General features: G+C 70.9%; 15 protein-coding genes. 6 read left to right on the top strand and 9 right to left on the bottom strand.

From position 1 onward, the window contains the following. Nucleotides 1–293, bottom strand: a 293-nt coding sequence (locus tag ABT085_RS26800) for a hypothetical protein (RefSeq protein ID WP_351612959.1), incomplete at its 3' end; no start/stop codon positions are given. A gap of 161 nt (nucleotides 294–454) precedes the next feature. On the opposite strand from ABT085_RS26800, the gene ABT085_RS26795 reads away from it, so the two are divergent. The 5 genes from ABT085_RS26795 to ABT085_RS26775 all read left to right on the top strand — a co-directional run bounded on the left by ABT085_RS26795 (nucleotide 455) and on the right by ABT085_RS26775 (nucleotide 9231). Further along, on the top strand, nucleotides 455–2488 hold the full coding sequence (locus ABT085_RS26795; protein ID WP_351612957.1) for a thioredoxin domain-containing protein: 2034 nt from the start codon (nucleotides 455–457) through the stop codon (nucleotides 2486–2488). Between the two features lie 203 nt (nucleotides 2489–2691). After that, nucleotides 2692–3960, top strand: a complete 1269-nt coding sequence (locus ABT085_RS26790; protein ID WP_351612954.1) for a glycosyltransferase — start codon at nucleotides 2692–2694, stop codon at nucleotides 3958–3960. After that, the gene (locus tag ABT085_RS26785) at nucleotides 3957–5606 is read left to right on the top strand and encodes an ArnT family glycosyltransferase (protein WP_351612951.1); all 1650 of its coding nucleotides are present in this window, start codon (nucleotides 3957–3959) and stop codon (nucleotides 5604–5606) included. Before ABT085_RS26790 ends, ABT085_RS26785 begins: the two co-directional genes overlap by 4 nt. Beyond that, nucleotides 5603–6808 carry a glycosyltransferase gene (locus ABT085_RS26780; protein WP_351612949.1) on the top strand — a complete coding sequence of 402 codons (1206 nt, stop codon included), beginning with the start codon at nucleotides 5603–5605 and terminating at the stop codon, nucleotides 6806–6808. Before ABT085_RS26785 ends, ABT085_RS26780 begins: the two co-directional genes overlap by 4 nt. Nucleotides 6809–6822: 14 nt before the next feature. Beyond that, nucleotides 6823–9231, top strand: a complete 2409-nt coding sequence (locus tag ABT085_RS26775; protein WP_351612962.1) for a galactose oxidase family protein — start codon at nucleotides 6823–6825, stop codon at nucleotides 9229–9231. Between the two features lie 41 nt (nucleotides 9232–9272). On the opposite strand, the gene ABT085_RS26770 is transcribed toward ABT085_RS26775, so the two are convergent. The 4 genes from ABT085_RS26770 to trhA form a co-directional block, all read right to left on the bottom strand. Further along, a complete protein-coding gene (locus tag ABT085_RS26770) occupies nucleotides 9273–10004 on the bottom strand; it encodes a Mut7-C RNAse domain-containing protein (RefSeq protein ID WP_351612947.1) in 732 nt (243 codons plus the stop codon). A 34-nt stretch (nucleotides 10005–10038) separates the two neighbouring features. Then, nucleotides 10039–10668, bottom strand: a complete 630-nt coding sequence (locus ABT085_RS26765) for a TetR/AcrR family transcriptional regulator (RefSeq protein ID WP_502982812.1) — start codon at nucleotides 10666–10668, stop codon at nucleotides 10039–10041. Nucleotides 10669–10673: 5 nt separating this feature from the next. Beyond that, on the bottom strand, nucleotides 10674–12242 hold the full coding sequence (locus ABT085_RS26760; RefSeq protein WP_351612941.1) for an MFS transporter: 1569 nt from the start codon (nucleotides 12240–12242) through the stop codon (nucleotides 10674–10676). Nucleotides 12243–12358: 116 nt separating this feature from the next. Further along, nucleotides 12359–13063: a PAQR family membrane homeostasis protein TrhA gene (gene trhA, locus ABT085_RS26755; RefSeq protein ID WP_351612935.1), complete on the bottom strand. Its 705-nt coding sequence runs from the start codon at nucleotides 13061–13063 to the stop codon at nucleotides 12359–12361. Nucleotides 13064–13374: 311 nt separating this feature from the next. On the opposite strand from trhA, the gene ABT085_RS26750 reads away from it, so the two are divergent. Further along, entirely contained in the window at nucleotides 13375–15195 is a 1821-nt protein-coding gene (locus tag ABT085_RS26750; protein ID WP_351612932.1) for a phosphoenolpyruvate carboxykinase (GTP), read from the top strand. A gap of 252 nt (nucleotides 15196–15447) precedes the next feature. On the opposite strand, the gene ABT085_RS26745 is transcribed toward ABT085_RS26750, so the two are convergent. The 4 genes from ABT085_RS26745 to ABT085_RS26730 are packed head-to-tail and all read right to left on the bottom strand — an operon-like array spanning nucleotide 15448 to nucleotide 19847. Continuing rightward, nucleotides 15448–16050, bottom strand: coding sequence for a hypothetical protein (locus tag ABT085_RS26745; protein ID WP_351612925.1), 603 nt, complete (start codon nucleotides 16048–16050; stop codon nucleotides 15448–15450). After that, nucleotides 16037–17584 (bottom strand): vWA domain-containing protein, encoded by a 1548-nt coding sequence (locus ABT085_RS26740; RefSeq protein WP_351612922.1) that lies wholly within the window; start codon nucleotides 17582–17584, stop codon nucleotides 16037–16039. Before ABT085_RS26740 ends, ABT085_RS26745 begins: the two co-directional genes overlap by 14 nt. Beyond that, nucleotides 17581–18756 (bottom strand): toxic anion resistance protein, encoded by a 1176-nt coding sequence (locus ABT085_RS26735; RefSeq protein ID WP_351612919.1) that lies wholly within the window; start codon nucleotides 18754–18756, stop codon nucleotides 17581–17583. Before ABT085_RS26735 ends, ABT085_RS26740 begins: the two co-directional genes overlap by 4 nt. Nucleotides 18757–18770: 14 nt before the next feature. Beyond that, nucleotides 18771–19847: a substrate-binding domain-containing protein gene (locus tag ABT085_RS26730; RefSeq protein WP_351612916.1), complete on the bottom strand. Its 1077-nt coding sequence runs from the start codon at nucleotides 19845–19847 to the stop codon at nucleotides 18771–18773. Nucleotides 19848–20081 lie beyond the last annotated feature (234 nt).

Below are 20081 nucleotides of genomic sequence, written 5' to 3'. Positions count from 1 at the left end.
GCCAGGTCGGTGACGGCGGCCGCGACCGCGGCAACGGCCGCCACCAGCAGGGGGGTTGTCCCGCCCTCGCGGGCGTAGCGCTGGCCGAAGGTGAGCTGTCCGGCGCGGGCCGCGTCGAGGGCGCGGGTGTAGGCCGCGTACTCCTCGGCGGCCGTCTGCGCCATGCTGTCGAGCGCGGCGCGCGTGCGGGTGATCAGGACCTGTCCGTCGGCACGGCCGCCGGAGCGCCGTACCTCCTCCTCGACGGCCCGCGCGATCAGCTGCTCGGCCTCCACCCTGTGACTGTCCCTCATGCCAGGTCCCCCTCCGGCGGCGACGGTGTGCCTCGTGGTCAAGTGTGCGGCGGATGAGGAGTGGAGGGGAGAGGGCCGACGGCCCGCCGCCGGTGCGGGCGGGAGCCGCGCCGCATCGGTGCTGTCCGTGGATCCCCGGGTACTGGGGCAGGATGGACTCCATGCCGAACCGCCTGGCTCATGAGACGTCCCCGTATCTGCTCCAGCACGCCGACAACCCCGTGGACTGGTGGCCCTGGTCGGCCGAGGCCTTCCAGGAGGCCCGCACGAGCGGCAGGCCGGTGCTGCTGAGCGTCGGTTACAGCGCCTGTCACTGGTGTCACGTCATGGCGCACGAGTCCTTCGAGGACGAGCAGACCGCCGCGTACATGAACGAGCACTTCGTCAACGTCAAGGTCGACCGCGAGGAGCGGCCCGACGTCGACGCCGTCTACATGGAGGCCGTGCAGGCGGCGACCGGGCAGGGCGGCTGGCCCATGACGGTCTTCCTGACGGCGGAGGGCGAGCCCTTCTACTTCGGGACCTACTTCCCGCCCGAGCCCCGGCAGGGCATGCCGTCCTTCCGGCAGGTGCTGGAGGGGGTGCACAGCGCCTGGACCGACCGGCGGGACGAGGTCGCGGAGGTCGCCGGGAAGATCGTGCGGGACCTGGCGGCGCGGGAGATCTCCTACGGCGACGCGAAGACCCCGGGCGACGGGGAGCTCGCGCAGGCGCTGCTCGCGCTCACCCGGGAGTACGACGACCGGCGCGGCGGGTTCGGCGGGGCGCCCAAGTTCCCGCCGTCCATGGTGGTCGAGTTCCTGCTGCGCCACCACGCCCGTACCGGCTCCGAGGGCGCGCTCCAGATGGCGCAGGACACCTGTGAGCGGATGGCCCGGGGCGGTATCTACGACCAGTTGGGCGGTGGCTTCGCCCGGTACTCCGTGGACCGGGAGTGGGTCGTGCCCCACTTCGAGAAGATGCTCTACGACAACGCCCTTCTGTGCCGTGTCTATGCGCATCTGTGGCGGGCCACCGGCTCGGAGCCGGCCCGGCGGGTGGCGCTGGAGACGGCCGACTTCATGGTGCGCGAACTGCGCACGAACGAGGGCGGGTTCGCCTCCGCGCTCGACGCCGACAGCGACGACGGCGCCGGCCGGCACGTCGAGGGCGCGTACTACGTGTGGACCCCCGCGCAGCTCGCCGAGGTGCTCGGGGAGCAGGACGCCGAACTGGCCGCCGCCTACTTCGGGGTGACCACGGAGGGCACCTTCGAGGAGGGCTCCTCCGTACTGCAGCTTCCGCAGCACGAGGGCGTGTTCGACGCGGAGAGGATCGCCTCGGTCCGCACGCGGCTGCTCGCGGCCCGGGACCTGCGCCCCGCGCCGGGCCGGGACGACAAGGTGGTGGCCGCCTGGAACGGGCTCGCGATCGCCGCCCTCGCCGAGACCGGCGCCTACTTCGACCGCCCCGACCTGGTCGAGGCCGCCGTCTCCGCCGCCGATCTCCTGGTGCGTCTGCATCTGGACGAGCACGCGCGGCTCTGCCGGACCAGCAAGGACGGCCGGGCCGGGGCGAACGCGGGAGTGCTGGAGGACTACGCCGATGTCGCCGAGGGCTTCCTCGCGCTGGCGTCGGTGACCGGCGAAGGGGTGTGGCTCGATTTCGCCGGGCTGCTCCTCGACCACGTCCTGGCCGGATTCGTCGACCCCGAGTCGGGCGCCCTGTTCGACACCGCGGCCGACGCCGAGAAGCTGATCCGCCGCCCGCAGGATCCGACCGACAACGCCACCCCGTCCGGCTGGACGGCCGCGGCGGGCGCCCTGCTGGGCTATGCCGCGCAGACCGGCTCCGCGCCCCACCGGGCTGCGGCGGAGCGGGCGTTGGGCGTGGTGAAGGCGCTCGGCCCACGGGTGCCGCGGTTCATCGGCTGGGGGCTCGCGGTCGCCGAGGCGCTGCTGGACGGGCCGCGGGAGGTCGCGATCGTCGGCCCTTCGCTCGACGATCCGTCGACCCGGGCCCTGCACCGCACGGCGCTGCTGGGGACCGCCCCCGGTGCGGTGGTCGCCGTCGGGACCGCGGAGAGTGACGAGTTCCCGCTGCTTTCCGGTCGACCGCTGGTCGGCGGCGAGGCGACGGCGTACGTCTGCCGTAACTTCACGTGCGACGCCCCGACGACCGAAAAGGAGCGGCTGCGCGGGGCGCTGAGCGGCTGAAATGTGATGCGGGACGGTGGTTCCGGCAGGGCCCAATTGGGTATCTGTTCGGATACGTCCGAATAGCTGCACCCCCGTTCGGAAACATGCTATTTATCGGAAGAGAGCACGAACTTCACAGATCCGCCCTAGTCTCTGCACAGTAACGCGACGGTCGTGACTCCCCGTCGCGACAGGGGGCTATGGGGATCCGGGGGGATCTGTTGCTGACGTCTGTCTTCATCGCTGCCATTTCACTGGCATTGTTCTGGATGGCGGCTTTCACCCTGTGGTGGCAGATGCACGCGTGGCGTACGCCCGAAGTGCTCGCGTCCACCCGCTTCAGCAGACCGGACGGGGGCGAGCACCTCTCCTTCTCGCTGCTGCTGCCGGCCCGGCACGAACAGGCCGTGCTGGACCACACGATCCAGCGCCTGCTGGAATCGACCCACACCGACTTCGAGATCATCGTCATCGTCGGGCACGACGACCCGGAGACCACTGCCGTCGCCGAGCAGGCGGCGCGCCGCGACCCACGGGTCCGGGTGGTCGTCGACACCCACGAGAAGAAGAACAAGCCCAAGGCCATGAACACGGCGCTGCCGCACTGCCGCGGCGATGTCGTGGGGGTCTTCGACGCCGAGGACCAGGTCCACCCGGAGCTGCTCGCCCATGTCGACCACGCGTTCCGCAGCACCGGCGCGGACGTCGTCCAGGGCGGGGTGCAGCTGATCAACTTCCACTCCAGCTGGTACAGCCTGCGCAACTGCCTGGAGTACTTCTTCTGGTTCCGCTCCCGGCTGCACCTGCACGCGCAGAAGGGGTTCATCCCGCTCGGCGGCAACACCGTCTTCGTGCGCACCGACGTGCTGCGCGAGGCCGACGGCTGGGACCCCGAGTGCCTCGCCGAGGACTGCGACCTGGGGGTGCGGCTGTCCAGCGTCGGCAAGAAGGTCGTCGTCGCCTACGACTCCGCGATGGTGACCCGGGAGGAGACCCCGGGCACGCTGATGTCGCTGCTGAAGCAGCGCACCCGCTGGAACCAGGGCTTCCTCCAGGTCTACCGGAAGAAGGACTGGAAGCAGCTCCCGGGCTTCGGGCAGCGGCTGCTGGCCCGCTACACCCTCATGACACCGTTCCTCCAGGCTTTCTCCGGTGTCATCATCCCGCTCAACGTGGCCATCGCGCTCTTCCTCGACGTGCCCGTCGGGATCGCCTTCGTCACCTTCCTCCCGGCCGTCACGGCACTGGTCACCTTCGTCTTCGAGGTCGTCGGACTGCACGACTTCGGCAGGCAGTACGGCCTGCGCGTCCGCCTCGTCCACTACCTGAAGCTCATCGTGGGCGGGCCCTTCTACCAGGTCCTCCTCGCCGGGGCCGCCATGCGCGCCGTCTGGCGCGAGCACCGCGGCCGCAACGACTGGGAGCTGACCTCTCATGTCGGCGCGCATCTCACCGCATCCGAAGTGATCCGAGAGGACGTCCCCGCGTGACCTCCACCCTTCCCGCGGTGACCGCAGCCAAGGTCCCCGCGCAGCGCCGGCCTGCGCCCACGACCCGCCCGGCCGGCCGCACGGAGCCGCCGAAGCGGCTGCGGTCGTCCCGTCCCGACCTCCTGCTCTGCGGTGTGCTCCTCGTGGCGATCCTCGTCGTGCAGGGCTGGAACATCGCCGACTACCCGACCCTCAGCGACGACGAGGGCACCTACCTCGCCCAGGCCTGGGCCGTCCAGGAGGGCAGGGGCCTGGCCCACTACACGTACTGGTACGACCACCCGCCCCTCGGCTGGATCCAGATCGCCCTGCTCACCTGGATCCCGTCCCTGGTCAGCCCCGGCTCGATGACCGTCGGCACGATGCGGCTGGTGATGCTGGCCGTCAGCGCGGTCAGCGCCGTACTGCTCTACGTCCTCGCCCGGCGGCTGTCCCTGCCGCGCTGGGCCGCCGGGCTCGGCATGGCCCTGTTCGGGCTCTCCCCGCTGTCCGTCGTGCTCCAGCGCGAGATCTTCCTCGACAACCTCGCCGTGATGTGGACGCTCCTGGCGTTCTGTCTCGCCGCCTCCCCGAGCCGGCATCTCTGGCACCACTTCGGCGCGGGGATCGCGGCCGCGGCAGCGGTGCTCACCAAGGAGACGATGCTCGTCGTCCTGCCCGCCGTGGTCGTCACCATGTGGCGCCACGGACACCGCGACACCCGCAAGTTCGCGCTCACCGGAGCCGTCACCGCCTGCGTCCTGATCGGCTTCTCGTATCCCCTCTTCGCCCTGCTCAAGGGCGAGTTGTTCCCCGGCGGCGGGCATGTCTCGCTCTGGGACGGCATCAAGTACCAGATGTCCAGGCCCGGTTCGGGCTTCATCCTGGACCCGGGCAGCGGCTCCTACGGGGTGCTGCACTCGTGGCTGTACTACGACCGGGTGCTGCCCCTGGGCGGCCTGGCCGGCGCGGTCCTGCTGCTGGCCACCTGGCGCTGGTCGGTCACCGCCCGCGCGCTGGCCGGACCGGCCCTCGCGGTCGCCGTCCTCGCCCTGGTCGCGATGCGCCCCAGCGGCTACCTGCCCGCGATGTACGTCATCGGGGCCCTGCCGTTCCTCGCCCTGGTCCTGGCCGGCGCCACCGCGTCGGTCGCCCACGCCGTGCTGCGCCGACGGCGCGGCGAGGGTGAGAACCGGTACGTCACCGGCGGCCGCTACGCCCTCGCCGCGGTCCTGGCGCTCGCCGCCGGGGCCTATGCGGTCCCGCGGTGGTACGACGGCGACCGCACCGCCGTCACCGCGGACGCCAACGCCCCCTACCGGGCCGCGTCCCGGTGGCTGAGCACCGAGGTGGCCGACCCCGCCGACACCCGGGTCCTGGTCGACGACGCGCTCTGGCTGGACCTGGTACACGCCGGGTACCGGCCCGGACTGGGCGTGATCTGGTTCTACAAGGCCGACCTCGACCCCGCGGTCACCAGGACCATGCCGCACGGCTGGCGGGACCTCGACTACGTGGTCGCCTCGCCGACCGTGCGGCGCGACGCCGCCGATCTGCCGTCCGTCCAGGACGCCCTGCAGCACTCGACGCCGGTCGCCACCTTCGGCACCGGCGAGGACCGCATCGAGATCCGCCGGATCGAGACCGTCTCCGGAGGCACGCGATGAGCCACGAGCACACCGTCCCGGGCGAGCTGGGCGACCCGGCCGTAAAGGCCGCGGAGGTGCCGGAGCCCGGCGCCGTCACCATCGTCGTACCGACGTTCAACGAGTCCGCCAACGTCCGCCGGCTGCTGCACCTGATCACCGAGTCGGTGCCCGCCCGGCTGCCCTGCGAGGTGGTCTTCGTGGACGACTCCACCGACGACACCCCCGAGGTCATCCGCGCGGCGGCCGAGGACTGCCCGTTCCCGGTGACCGTGCTGCACCGCGACGAGCCGGTCGGCGGGCTCGGCGGGGCGGTCGTCGAGGGGCTCAGGGCGGCCGGGTCGGACTGGATCGTCGTCATGGACGGCGACTGCCAGCATCCGCCGTCCCTGGTACCGGAACTGGTCGCCACCGGCGAGCGGGCGCACGCCGGTCTCGTCGTCGCCTCCCGCTACGTCAAGGGCGGCAGCCGCGCCGGGCTCGCGGGCAGCTACCGGGTGGCCGTCTCACGCGGGGCGACCTGGCTGACCAAGTCGCTGTTCCCGCGCAAGCTGCACGGCATCAGCGACCCGATGAGCGGCTTCTTCGCCATCCGCCGCAGCGCGGTCACCGCCGACGACCTCAAGCCGCTCGGCTACAAGATTCTCCTCGAACTCGCCGTACGCAGCCGCCCCCGCCAGGTCACCGAGGTGCCCTTCGTCTTCCAGGACCGGTTCGCGGGCGAGTCCAAGTCGAGCGCGCAGGAGGGACTGCGCTTCCTGCGCCATCTGGCCGGCCTGCGCACCGCCTCGCCGGTGGCGCGCATGATCGGCTTCGGGCTGATCGGCGCCACCGGGTTCGTCCCCAACCTGCTCGGCCTGGGCGCGCTGACCGCCGCGGGGATGCACTACGTCCCCGCGGAGATCCTCGCCAACCAGTTCGGCGTCGCCTGGAACTTCCTGCTCATCGAGCATCTGCTGTTCCGCGACCGGCGCCTGCACCGGCGCTGGTGGGACCGCGTCGGCCGGTTCGCGCTGCTGGCCAACGCCGACCTCGTGCTGCGCATTCCGCTGATCGCCCTGTTCGTCGACCGGTTCGGGATGGGGGCGCTGTCCGCCACCGCCCTGGCGCTGGTGACGACGTTCGTCCTGCGCTTCGTCGGTACCGAGGCGCTGGTCTACCTGCCCCGCCGGGGACGCACCGACGCCCCCGCCGGGAGCCGCACAGCAAGGAGAGCCGTGTGAACCGAGTCAGCCGTGTGAACCGCAGGGGCGGGAGCCGAAGAAGGACCGCGTTCGTCGGGGTGGGGACCCTGACGGCCGGGCTCCTGCTCGCCTCGCCCCAGCCCGCCTCCGCCGCCAACCTGATCCTGAACCCCGGCTTCGAGACGGCCGGCACCGACGGCATGCCGTACTGCTGGGAGAAGTCGGGCTGGGGCGACAACGACTTCAGCTTCGACACCACCACCGACGCCCACTCCGGCACCAAGGCCATGAAGGTCACCCTGACCCGCCGGGTCGACGGCGACCGCAAGGCGATGGTCACGGAGTCCACCGCCTGCGCCCCGGCGGTCTCGCCGGGCAAGCAGTACGACCTCTCGCTCTGGTACAAGACGACCACACCGGACGCGGCCGTCACCCTCTTCCGGCACGACACCGTCGCGGGCTGGCAGTACTGGACCGACCTCAAGACACTGGAGATGCAGGGCAACTGGACCCAGGCCTCGGTCCGCACCCCCGAGGTGCCGGCCGGCACCGACCGCATCACCTGGGGTGTCTCCGTCTACGGCACCGGCTCGGCGACCACCGACGACTACACGATGGAGCAGGTCCCCGACGTCACACCGCCGCCCGCCTGCACCGGCACCGCCGACGAGTGCGCCAACGGCCGGTGGACGGTGCTGCCCACGCAGAACCCGGTCCGCTCCATGCACTCCGTCGTCCTCAACAACGGCAAGGTGCTGCTGATCGCGGGCTCCGGCAACAGCGAGGAGCAGTTCAACGCGGGCACCTTCACCTCCGCGGTCTACAACCCGGCCGACGGCAGCTACAAGGTCATCCCCACCCCGAAGGACATGTTCTGCGCCGGGCACATCCAGCTCCAGGACGGCCGGGTGCTGGTGATGAGCGGCAACAAGGCGTTCCCGGTGGCGGGCGGCCACGGCTACGAGGGCTTCAAGGACTCGTACATCTTCGACCCCGTCACCGAGACCTACAGCAAGACCAACGACCTCAACGACGGCCACTGGTACCCGTCGGCGACGGAACTCGGCAACGGCGACGTCATCTCCTTCGGCGGTCTGCGCGAGGACTCCACCGGCTCGGTGACGGCCGAGAAGTGGTCGGACGCGCAGCAGAAGTGGCTGCCGCTGTCCCAGGTCAACCAGACCTGGTCGTACTGGGGTCTGTACCCGTCGATGATCCTGATGCAGGACGGCCGCCTCTTCTACTCGGGCAGCCATGTCTTCGGCAACAACATCCCCGGCACCGGCTCGGCGATCTACGACTACGACGCCAACACGATCACCCAGATCCCCGGCCTGCAGAACAAGGACCAGCGCGACCAGTCGGCGAGCGTGCTGCTGCCCCCGGCCCAGGACCAGAAGGTCCTCACCCTCGGCGGCGGCAACATCGACTCCAACCCGGACGGCAACCGGCTGACCGACGTCATCGACCTCAAGGCGGCCAACCCCGCCTACGTCGCCGGGCCGCCGCTGCCGCAGGGCACGGTGGACCTCGGCAACGGCCCGGTGGCCGAGACCGGCAACCAGGGCAAGATGTACGTCTCCGCGGTGCTGCTGCCGGACGGCCATGTGCTGGAGACGGGCGGGGCGCTGCACAACCGCGCCAACCCGGTCTTCGAGTCGTCGCTGTACGACCCGGCGACCAACACCTTCGACCCGGTGGCCGCCGACCCCCAGGCCCGCGGCTACCACTCCTCGTCGTTCCTGCTGCCCGACGGGCGGGTGATGTCGACCGGAGACAACCCGGGCAACGGCACCTGGAACCACAACGTGTCGATCTACACCCCGCCCTATCTGCTCAAGGGCGCCCGGCCGACGATCACTTCGGTCATCGACACCGAGTGGACCTACGGCGACACCCAGCGGATCACGGTCGACCGGCCGGTCGCCAAGGCCGAACTGATCCGCCCCGCCGCCGTCACCCACTCCTCCGACCCCAACCAGCGGTTCGTGGACCTGCCGTTGTCCGTCAGCGGCAACAACGTCGACCTGAACGTGACGAGCAACCCCAACCTGGCGCCGCCCGGCTGGTACATGCTCTTCGCGGTCGACGCCAACGGCGTGCCGTCGGTGGCGAAGTGGGTCCACCTCCAGGGCCCGGCGGCGCTGAGCGCCACCGAAGCCTCCCCGCACGTGCACGCCTTCGCCGACTCGCTGACCGGCACGGTCACCGAGCCCGGCAAGAAGCGCGCCTCGCAGCAGGTCAGCCCGACCGTCTCCGGCTGCGACCGGCACTACGGCACGATCAACGTGTGTGTGCCGACCGTCTTCCCGGCCCAGGTGAAGAAGACGGCCGCCGCGCGCTGCGCCTGGCTGAAGACGAACCACTACGGCCGGCTGAAGGTCAACGGCAAGGACGACCCGCTGGCCCTGGACCGCGACCGGGACGGGGTCGCCTGCGGGAAGGGTGACGTGAAGAACTAGCGGGTGAAGAACGGGCGGGCGAAGAGCCGGCGGGTGAAGAGCTAGCGCTCGCCCGCGAACTCCGCCAGGGCGCGCTCCACGATGGCCTCCAGCTGTTCGTGGTGCGCGCCCTTCCAGTAGGCGCGCCCGCACTCCCGGCACTGCGCGAACACGTCGTACGACGCCTGCGTGCCGTGCTTGAGCTGGTCGGCGACCTCGTCCTTGGTGGCCTCCTTCAGCAGGCCGTTGCAGGCCGTGCAGCGCGTCCAGGGGCGCAGCTCGGGGGCGAAGCGGTCGAGGACGTCCCGGAGCTGGTCGTCGGGGCTGGTGCTGTAGACGAACGCGCCCGCCCACAGCTCACGGCGGCGCAGCAGCCCGCGGTCGCGGCTGAGCATCACCCGCTGTTCGGCGGCCGAGCGCGCGGCGAGCGCCGGGTCGCCGATGTCGGTCGACTCGTACGCCGTGTCCACGCCGAGCAGGCGCAGCCGGCGGGCGAGGGTGCCGAGGTGGACGTCGAGGAGGAAGCGCAGGGGGGCGCCGGGGATCCGCTGGGGGCGCTCGACCGCGCGGACGGTCACCGACTCGCCCGCGGCCGGGATGTGCGAGACCGGTACCTGGCGGCCGTCCACGACGAGCGAGCCGACCTCGGTGAGCGGGACACCGAGGGACTCGACGACATGGCCGAGGGTCGAGACGCCGTCGGTGGCCAGGGCGGTGGCGCCGTGGCGTCGGGCGTGCGGGACGAACAGGGTGAGTTCGGGGGCGACTTCGACGTGGATCTCGGGTCGGTTCACCTGGTCAGGATTACACGGGGGCCGGTGCGCGGTCTCAGGAGTTCCGCTGCGGGAGGCCGTGTTGCAGGACGTTCAGGGTGCGGTCGATGAGTTCCGGGAAGTCGTCCGTGTGCCCCCGCTCGGCCCAGTACAGGGACGCCTCCATCAGACCGCCGACCAGGGACATGGCGTAGACCCGCACCTCGACGCTCTCCGGGTCGAGGCCGGTGCGCTCGCCGATGGCCTGGCAGAGCATGCGGCCGGTGACCGACATGCTCTCCATCATGCGCGAGCGCACCGCGGGGACCTCGACCGTCAGCCTGCTGCGCAGCCGGGACACCTCGATGTCGTCCTTCGCGCCGAGGCTGAGGGCCCGGTGCATCACGTAGCGGATGGACTGCGGCCACGGCTCGTCGGCGGGCCGGGCGCGCAGCTCGTCCATGAGGAACGCGTCGTACTCGTCCGTGAGGACGATGTCCTCCTTGGTGGGGAAGTAGCGGAAGACGGTCGACGGCGACACCTCGGCGCGCTCGGCGATCTGGTCGATCGTCGTGGCGTCGTACCCCTGCTCCTCGATCAGTCCGTAGGTGGCGGTACGGATCGCCTCCCGGGTCTTGATCTTCTTCCGCTCCCTCAGTCCCAGCTGGGGGCGGTCGGCGGGGGTGGTGCGATGTGCGGCCGTCATGGGGTTCATTGTCGGGCATCACCCGCGAGCGTGACCACGGCCGGGCTCTCGTCGCCCGCCCCGTCCCGGGCGGGCCGCGCGCTCGGCAGGAAGGCCGCGGCCAGCAGGGCGGCGGCCAGCGAGGCGATCCCGCACACCAGCAGCACCAGGCCCATGCCGTGGACGTAGGCGCTGTCCGCGGAGGCCGCCAGGTGGGCCGAGCCCGCCTTCTCGGCGACCAGGTGCGCGGCCACCACCGAGTCCCCGGCGGCGTCGGCGGCCCGCGCCGGCAGCCCGGTGACGTCGAGCCGGTCGCGGAAGGCGCCGGCGAGCAGGCTGCCGAGCAGGGCGATGCCGATCGCGCCGCCCACCTGGCGCAGCGTCATCAGCAGCCCGGAACCGCTGCCGGCCCGGTCGCGGGGCAGCGCGGCCAGGGCGCCGTCCATCGCCGGGACGACCGAGAAGCCGAAGCCGAGGCCCGCGACCGACAGCCACAGCGCGGTGAAGCCGTAACCGGAGCCGGTCGTGGTGCGGCTGCCGAGCAGCGCGGCGAAGGCGAGGACGACCAGGCCCACGCTGACCACGGCCCGGGCCCCGAACCGCGCCACCACCGGCTGTGCGGCCCGCGCGGCGATCATCAGACCGCCCATCATCGGCAGCAGTCGCACCCCGGTGCCCAGGGCGTCGTTGCCGAGCACGGCCTGGAGGTAGGGCGGCAGGACGAACATCAGGCCGGACAGGGCGAACATCACCAGGGTCGCCGCGGCCGTGTTGAGCAGGAAGCCGCGGTGGGCGAGCAGGCTCATGTCGAGCATGGGGCGCTCGGTCCGCCGCTCGCGCAGGACCAGGCCGGTGAGCAGGACCGCGGCCCCCGCGAAGCAGGACAGGACCAATGCGTCGCCCCAGCCGCGGCCGGGCGCCTCGATGATCGCGTAGATGAGGGCGGCGAGGCCGGACGCGGTGAGCGCGGTGGAGACGACGTCGACCTTCGGGGAGGCCGGGTCGCGGGTCTCGGGCAGCAGGAACAGGCAGGCCGTGACGCCGATGGCGACCATCGGGACGTTGACGAGGAAGACCGAGCCCCACCAGAAGTGGTTGAGCAGGAAGCCGCCGATGATCGGGCCGAGGGGCAGGCCGAGCGCCGAGGCGGCCGAGATGATCCCGACGGCCCGGGTGCGCTCGTCCGGTCCGAACAGCGAGGGCAGCACGGACAGGGCGAGCGGCATCACGAGCGCCGCGCCGACACCCATCAGGGCGCGGGCGGCGATCACCCAGTCCACCTCGCCGGCCAGGGTGCCGACCAGGGAGCCGGCCAGGAAGATCACCAGCCCGGTGATCAGCATCCGGCGCCGTCCGAACCGGTCGCCGAGCAGTCCGGCGGGGAGCATCAGCGCGGCGAAGACGACGATGTACGCGTCCGCCATCCACTGGAGCTGGCCGGTGGTGGCGCCGAGCTGGTCCGCCATCGTCGGCAGCGCCACATTGAGGATCGTCATGTCGAAACCGAGCACCAGCATGCTCGCGACCAGGGCGCCCAGGGCCCACCAGCGGCGCCGGTCGCGCCGTACGTCGTCGCCTTGCGTGACAGTAACCATAAAATGAGAGTAGCTTTCAAAAGATGCTGACTGTCAAGTGAAGTCTGCTCCCGGCAGGGCTGGGCAACGAAAAATGGCCACGGCTCGTGAGCCGTGGCCATAAAAGAGGGGGAGTGCTACGCGTGCTGGTACGCCACCAGGGAGATCCCGACGTAGTGGACGATGAAGGCGGCCAGGGTGAAGGAGTGGAACACCTCGTGGAAGCCGAACCAGCGCGGTGACGGGTTGGGCCGCTTGATCCCGTAGATGACCCCGCCCGCGCTGTAGAGCAGGCCGCCGACGATCACCAGGACGAGGACCGCGATGCCGCCCGTGCGCATGAAGTCGGGCAGGAAGAAGACGGCCGCCCAGCCCATCGCTATGTAGCAGGGCGTGTAGAGCCAGCGCGGGGCGCCGACCCAGAAGACACGGAAGGCGATGCCCGCGGCCGCCGCGCCCCAGACGCCCCACAGCAGCCACTGCCCCTTGGCCTCCGGCAGCAGCAGCATGGTGAGCGGTGTGTAGGTGCCCGCGATGATCAGGAAGATGTTCGCGTGGTCGAGACGGCGCAGGACGCCGTCCATTCTCGGGCTCCAGTCGCCCCGGTGGTACAGCGCGCTCACGCCGAACAGCAGGCACGCCGTCAGCGCGTAGATCCCGCAGGCGATGCGGCCGCGCGGGGAGTCGGCGAGGGCGGTGAGTACCAGTCCCGAGATCAGTGCGGCCGGGAACATGCCCAGATGCAGCCAGCCGCGCAGTTTCGGCTTGACCGGGTGCGACGGAGCGGGGCCGGGGGTGGCGGCCGACGTGTCCGTCGACGCGTCGGGGACGGGCGCAGTCATGGAGGGCATGGTACCTACGGAACCGTAAGTTACGCATCAGTACAGCCTTCAAGTGTCCATGATCTCACGTGATGGGGGCAACGCAAAAAGTCCTTCAGTCGAACGCCATGCAGACGCAAAGAAGCCCGGCTACACGTGGCGATGGTCACTCCGCTCACCTGTGACGCCCTCTGGACATATGGGCGGACTCATCGGAGGATCAAATGAGTGCGGTCGGCACCGGATGAGCGGACAGGGCTCCGCTGTGCAGCATCCGGGTCGCAGCCCCCACGGGGCCTCCAACAAAAAATCCCCTCTTTTTAGGAGCAATCGTGGCGCGCGACATCGCGGCTCCCGTCATCCCCACCAACCATCAGGAACTGATCTCGTGGGTCAACGAGATCGCCGAACTGACGCAGCCGGACAACGTGGTCTGGTGTGACGGATCCGAGGTCGAGTACGACAGGCTGTCCGAGGAGCTCGTGGCCAAGGGCACCTTCCGCAAGCTCGACCCGATCAAGCGCCCCAACTCCTACTACGCCGCATCCGACCCGACCGATGTCGCCCGGGTCGAGGACCGGACCTACATATGCTCCGAGCGTGAGCAGGACGCCGGCCCGACCAACCACTGGAAGGACCCCGCGGAGATGCGGGAGATCTTCCAGGGCGAGAAGGGCGTCTTCCGCGGCTCGATGAAGGGCCGGACGATGTACGTCGTCCCGTTCTGCATGGGCCCCCTCGGTTCGGACCTGTCCGCGATCGGCGTCGAGATCACCGACTCCGCCTACGTCGCGGTGTCCATGCGCACGATGACCCGGATGGGACAGCCCGTCCTGGACGAGCTGGGGTCCGACGGCTTCTTCGTGAAGGCCGTGCACACCCTCGGCGCCCCCCTCGCGGAGGGCGAGGCGGACGTCCCGTGGCCGTGCAACAGCACCAAGTACATCTCCCACTTCCCCGAGAGCCGCGAGATCTGGTCCTACGGCTCCGGCTACGGCGGCAACGCGCTGCTCGGCAAGAAGTGCTACGCCCTGCGCATCGCCTCCGTCATGGCCCGTGACGAGGGCTGGCTCGCCGAGCACATGCTGATCCTCAAGCTGACCCCGCCGCAGGGCGAGTCCAAGTACGTCGCCGCCGCCTTCCCGAGCGCCTGCGGCAAGACGAACCTCGCCATGCTGGAGCCCACCGTCTCCGGCTGGACCGTCGAGACGATCGGCGACGACATCGCCTGGATGCGCTTCGGCGAGGACGGCCGCCTCTACGCGATCAACCCCGAGGCCGGCTTCTTCGGCGTCGCGCCCGGCACCGGCGAGCACACCAACGCCAACGCGATGAAGACGCTGTGGGGCAACTCCGTCTTCACCAACGTCGCCCTCACCGACGACAACGACATCTGGTGGGAGGGCATGACGGAGGAGACCCCGGCCCACCTCACCGACTGGAAGGGCAACGACTGGACGCCCGAGTCCGGCGTGCCCGCCGCCCACCCCAACGCCCGCTTCACCGTCCCCGCGGCCCAGTGCCCGATCATCGCGCCCGAGTGGGAGGACCCCCGGGGCGTGCCGATCTCGGCGATCCTCTTCGGCGGCCGCCGCGCCACCGCGGTGCCCCTGGTGACGGAGTCCTTCGACTGGAACCACGGCGTGTTCCTCGGCGCGAACGTCGCCTCCGAGAAGACCGCCGCCGCCGAGGGCAAGGTCGGCGAGCTGCGCCGCGACCCCTTCGCCATGCTGCCGTTCTGCGGCTACAACATGGGCGACTACATGGGTCACTGGGTCGACGTCGCCAAGGACAAGGACAAGGCGAAGCTCCCGAAGATCTACTACGTCAACTGGTTCCGCAAGAACGACGAGGGCAAGTTCGTCTGGCCCGGCTTCGGCGAGAACAGCCGCGTCCTGAAGTGGATCGTCGACCGGCTCGACGGCCGCGCGGAGGGCGTCGAGACCCCCATCGGCATCCTGCCGGCCAAGGGGTCCCTGGACACCGACGGCCTGAACCTCTCGGAGTCCGACCTGGACTTCCTGCTCACGGTCGACAAGGAGGTCTGGCGCGAGGAGGCCGCCCTGGTCCCCGAGCACCTCAACACCTTCGGCGACCACACGCCCAAGGAACTGTGGGACGAGTACCGCGCCCTGGTGGAGCGCCTGGGCTGACCAGCCCCCTCATACGCCGCGGCCGGCTCCGATCGTGCCCTGACCAGCAGTATCGTCACGGCCGGCCGCGGTGAACCACCACAGACCGGCGAGGTTGCGCACAACGGCGTGCGCGGCCCGAGGCCTGCCGCCGTGTCCCCGTCCGCCCTGACGGGGAACCGGCGGCGGGCCTTCGCCCTTTTCCGGGCACCGGCCCTTTCCTCATGGGCAGGGGCACCGGCCCTTCCCTGACGGGCACCGGCCCTTTCCTCGCTACTGGGAGCGGTCCTCCAGATAGCGCGTGTGCGACTCCTGCCGCCGCGCCTCCGCCTCCCGCAGATTCGCCGCCAGCCGGTCCGCTTCCTCGTGCAGCAGTGTCAGCTGCCGCTCCAGATGCCGTTCCGGCGGAGCCTGGCCGGGAGCCAGCCGCGTCCACCACCGGGTCCGTACGAAGGTGTCGACGGCCTCCGGCAGATCCTGCCGTACCGCCCGGGAGAGCGTGTGCACGCCCTCCGGGTCCTGGGCGAGCAGCTCGGTGACCCAGGCGGGGTCGAGCAACGCGGTGAGCAGCTCGGTCAGTTCGGTCAGCCGGCCCGCGGCGGCGGGCGGCAGCTCGACCTCCGCGAGATAGTCGCGCAGCTTCCCGAAGTCGGCACGCACCTCGTCCAGCTGCGCGGACGGGTTCGGGAACTCGGGCAGCGGCGGCCGCTCCGGCGGGGCGATCAGCGCGCCCGCGCCGTACAGACCCGCGACCACGACCGGCCAGTACGGGCCCGCCACCCCCGTGAAGGTCAGCGCCAGACCGGCGATGCCGCAGACGGCACCGGTGATGTTCTTGCGGCTCTCCAGATACCCGAGGAACTTACTGGTAGCCACGGATCTCCTCGAAGGCGCCGTCCAGCGAGCCCTGCTGGGCGTCGAAGAGGCGGCCGCCGGTCAGGTCGGCGATGTGCGCGAGCTCATCGCGGTCGGAGTCGCCGAAGAGGATGGGGAAGACGGGGATGTCCCGCCGGGCGGCGCCGAGCCTGCGGTAGAAGTCGTCGAAGTCGCCGGCCTCGGCGCCGGTGGTGTTCTCGCCGTCCGTCATCAGCACGATCGACGTGAACGTGTCGCTGTCGGTGGCGAGACGGTCGTAGGCCTTCTCCAGCGAGGTGTAGATCGCGGTCTCGCCGTCGGCCTCCAGGGACCTGGTGTCCTTGCGGATCGCGGCGAGCCCGCGCTGCGGGTCGGACGGGCTGACGACATGGGTCCGTGCGCTCTTCACCTCCGACCCGAACGGCATCAGCGTGACCTCCTCGCGGTCGCGGAAGTCGCCGGTCAGATCGGTGAGCGCCGTCTTCAGCCGGGACAGCCGGTCGCCCTCCATCGAGCCGGAGGTGTCCAGGACGTACACCGTCCGGGAGGGCCGGCGCAGCTCGTTCTCGTAGGAGTCGAGCAGTCCGTCGGCGACGGAACGGCTGCCGGGGAAGGGCAGTTCGCGCCGCCTGGAGGTGTCGAGACCGGCGGCCGGGGCCACCGAGGCCACGACCGGCCGGCGGTGGGTGCGCTCGGTGATGAGCCGTTGTACGGCGTCGGTGCGCAGGTCGTCGGCGAGGCGGCGGACGTCCGCACGGGCCGCCGCGTCCGAGGCCGCCAGCGAGGAGAGCGGGTAGTCGGCGGTGACCACCCCGTCCGTGGGGCGGATCACGGTCAGGCCCGGGATGCCCTTGAGGACGGACTCGTAGTTGAGCAGCGCGTCGACGTTTCCGCGCCGGGTGTACGCGCTCGCCAGCCAGCCCGAGGACCCCGAGGTCAGCTTCTGCCCCCGGAAGAACTCCTTCAGCCGCGGGGTGGCCCTGGCGACATCGGCGTCGGTGAGCGCCGACTGGGCGCCGGAGAGCGCGGAGGCGACCGAGATCAGCGTGGAGAAGCCCGAGTTGGAGCGGGCCGGGTCGGTCATGCCGTAGGTGAGCCTGCCGTCCGCGACGGCCTTCTCGACCTGCGACCAGGTGACGTGGTCGGGCTGCCAGCCCAGCGAGTTCACCGTCTGCGTCTTCACCCCGATCGCCACCGGGCTCGACATGACCGGGGTCTCGGACACGACCTTCTTCGCCGCGTCGGGGCGCAGCCGCAGATAGGCGTTCGAGGACAGCCACACCGCGTCGAACCGGCCGTCCGCCTTGCCCTTGGCGAGCAGGTCCACCGCGTCCAGCGTGCCCATGTAGGTGGGGCGGACGGTGAGCCCGGTGTCCTTGCGGACCTGCTCCAGCACCGGTGTCATGTCGCCGAGCTCGCTGGAGGCGAGGACGCGGACGGTACCGGGTTCGGGCGCGTCGGGATCCTTCTGCTGCTCCGTCGAACACGCCGTCAGCAGGGACAGCACGGACAGCACGGACAGCACGGACAGGGCCGCGGTCGCACCACGTCTCATCCGAGGCCTCCCTCCAGCGCGCTCTGCGAGCGGCTGCGCTCCAGGTACGAGCTCGCGTTCTGGAGCTCCGAGGTCAGGGACTCCACGGTCGTCGCCATCACCTCGGTCGCCTGGACCTTGTAGGTGTCGATGGCGTCGAGGGTGCGGTAGATCTGCTGGAAGGCCGCGCGCAGGGTCTCCGCGCCCACCGCCGGGTCGGCCGCGATCCGCTGGATCTCCCCGCTCTGCGTGGCGAGCATCTCCGCGTTGCCCCGGATGAGGTCCTCGGTCGTCCCGCGCAGGGCGTTGACCTGGTCGACGACCTTCTTCTGGTGGTCGAGGGCGGAGGCCAGCATCACCGAGATGCGCAGCGCCGACACGGTGGTCGTGGCCGCCCGGTCGACGCCCTTGATCAGCTCGTCGTTGTTGCGGCGTACGACGTCCATGGCGAGGTAGCCCTGCGCGCACACCGCGAGCTGGGTCAGCAGGTCCTGCTGCTTCTGCCGGACCGGGAAGAGCACGTCCGCGCGCAGGGTGTCGCCCTGTTCGGGCTCGGTCGCCTCCACCCCGGCGATGTGCTGCTCGACGGCCGTGTCCAGGGCCTGGGTCAGCACCACGTACTCCTGGAGCTTGCCCATGGTCTCCCACAGCCGCACCCGCTCGGTCTGCAACGCCGCGTTGTCGCGCCGCAGTTCGTCCTGCCCGCCGCGCAGCGAGCCCACGATCTTGTTCAACGTGCCCTGGGCCGAGGCGTACTTGGCGACGTGGTCGCGCAGCTTGTTGCCGCCGGGCAGCCGGGAGAGGAACTTGCGGCCCTTGTTCGCGGGCAGGTCGCGCGGGTCCAGGTCCTCGACCACGCGCCGCAGTTCGACGAGCGAGCCCGCGACCTTCGACTGGGCGTCGCCGCCCTTGTCGGGCAGGCTGCGCACGGCGCGCTCCAGCATCCGGTTGGACTGCGCGGCGGCGGTGCGCATCTCCCCGGCGCCGAGCGCGGTGATCTCCCCGACCTTGCCCGCGAACTCGGGCGAGCGGGCGTCCAGCGCGGTCAGGCCCTCGATGTAGGCGGTGGCCTTGGCGGCCATCTCCGTACGGACCCGGTCGTCCACGGGGACGAGCCCGCCGGCCTTCTCCCGCGGCACCGGTGCGACGGCCTCGGGCGGGCTGAGCGTGAAGTCGTTCTCCGCAGTGGTCATGTGGTTCCCCCCGTTCATCCGCGGGCCCGGCGCGCCAGTTCGTGCAGCACCTTCGAGGTGGGCACGGGCGCCTGCCGGACGCCGGTCAGTCGCTGCTTGAGGTAGGCGGTGTGGCCGGCGGCCGCCGCCGTGAACTCGTCGGTGTCGCCCTGTGGCCGGAACCCGTGCCGCACGGCCAGCTTGCGCAACAGCGGGTCGGTGCCGAGGAGTTCGGCCAGACCGCGGCCGTTCTCGGTCAGCGGTACGACGGTGTGGTCGCTGTTGACGGTGGTGTCCGGGTAGAGGACGACCAGGTCCCCGGGGTCGTGCTGCCGACCGAGCAGGGAGGCGACCTGGGACTCGTAGACCAGGACGAGCGGGTTGCCGGCGCCGCTGATGAAGTCCCGGAAGTTCGCGTCGCTGCTGGACTGCTGGGCGCCCTGGACGCTGACCAGCTTGTGCAGCAGGGGCGCGGTGCGCGCGATGTCGGCGTCGCTGGACACCACCCGGCCGCCGTCGGCGACGTAGGAGGCCGCGGCGAGGTAGAGGGCGCCCGAGTTGGAGGTCTCCGGGTCGGTGCTGGAGATGTAGAGGGTGCCGGTCAGCTCCCCGTACTTGGCGGCCCCCTTGAGCTGTTGCCAGGTCCGGTCGTGCCGGGCGGCGTCGAGGTAGGCGGCCATCCTCAGGATGCCGCGGTTCTTGCCGTCGAGCGTGGCGAGCCCGTTGCCGGCGAGCACCTCGGCGGCGCCGCGGTGGGCCACGACGACGAGGGGCGAGTAGAACGGGCGGGGCAGCGTCCCGCGCACCTTGTACTTCGCGGCGAGTTCGGCGGCCGGGGCCTGGCTGGACGGGAAGGCGACGTCGTACCCCTCGAGGTCGAGGCCTTCCATGGCCCACGACCCGGAGGTCTCCGCCTGCACGGTGCAGCCCTTGGCGGCGAGGGCCTTCACCACGTCCGGATCGGCGAAGAACTCGGCCTTCTCCGACCCGATCACGATGCGCACGGTCTTCGTTGCCGTGCCCTTGTCCCCGTGTTCCCGGCCCGCGACGACGGCAGCCACCACTCCGCCGATCAGCAGTACCGCGAGGACTATTCCTGCGATGCGTCTCACGCCGGGGACTGTGCTCGCGGAACCCTACATTCCTGGGCGAGGCGGATGAACGCGCGGTGAAGTGGTGTTCCCGGTATGCAACGGGAGGACGGGAGTCCGACGGGGGAGACAGGGCGCCCGGTCCGCGCGTCGCTGTGGGTGCACGCGGACCGGGGCCGTTCGGGGCCCCGGTGAGCGTGGTCGTGGTGGACGAGGAGACCTCGTTCGCCGAGAACTGGTACCAGTCGAAGTTCG

The sequence above is a fragment of the Streptomyces sp. NPDC002265 genome (assembly GCF_040296125.1).
GTDB lineage: Bacteria > Actinomycetota > Actinomycetes > Streptomycetales > Streptomycetaceae > Streptomyces.
This window is presented reverse-complemented; position numbering and strand designations above follow the sequence as displayed.

Coding starts and splice junctions, on each gene's coding strand:
- ABT085_RS26795 (WP_351612957.1), top strand. CDS start 455: ATGCCGAACCGCCTGGCTCATGAGACGTCCCCGTATCTGCTCCAGCAC.
- ABT085_RS26780 (WP_351612949.1), top strand. CDS start 5,603: ATGAGCCACGAGCACACCGTCCCGGGCGAGCTGGGCGACCCGGCCGTA.
- ABT085_RS26765 (WP_502982812.1), bottom strand. CDS start 10,668: ATGACGGCCGCACATCGCACCACCCCCGCCGACCGCCCCCAGCTGGGA.
- ABT085_RS26760 (WP_351612941.1), bottom strand. CDS start 12,242: ATGGTTACTGTCACGCAAGGCGACGACGTACGGCGCGACCGGCGCCGC.
- trhA (WP_351612935.1), bottom strand. CDS start 13,063: ATGACTGCGCCCGTCCCCGACGCGTCGACGGACACGTCGGCCGCCACC.
- ABT085_RS26740 (WP_351612922.1), bottom strand. CDS start 17,584: ATGAGACGTGGTGCGACCGCGGCCCTGTCCGTGCTGTCCGTGCTGTCC.
- ABT085_RS26735 (WP_351612919.1), bottom strand. CDS start 18,756: ATGACCACTGCGGAGAACGACTTCACGCTCAGCCCGCCCGAGGCCGTC.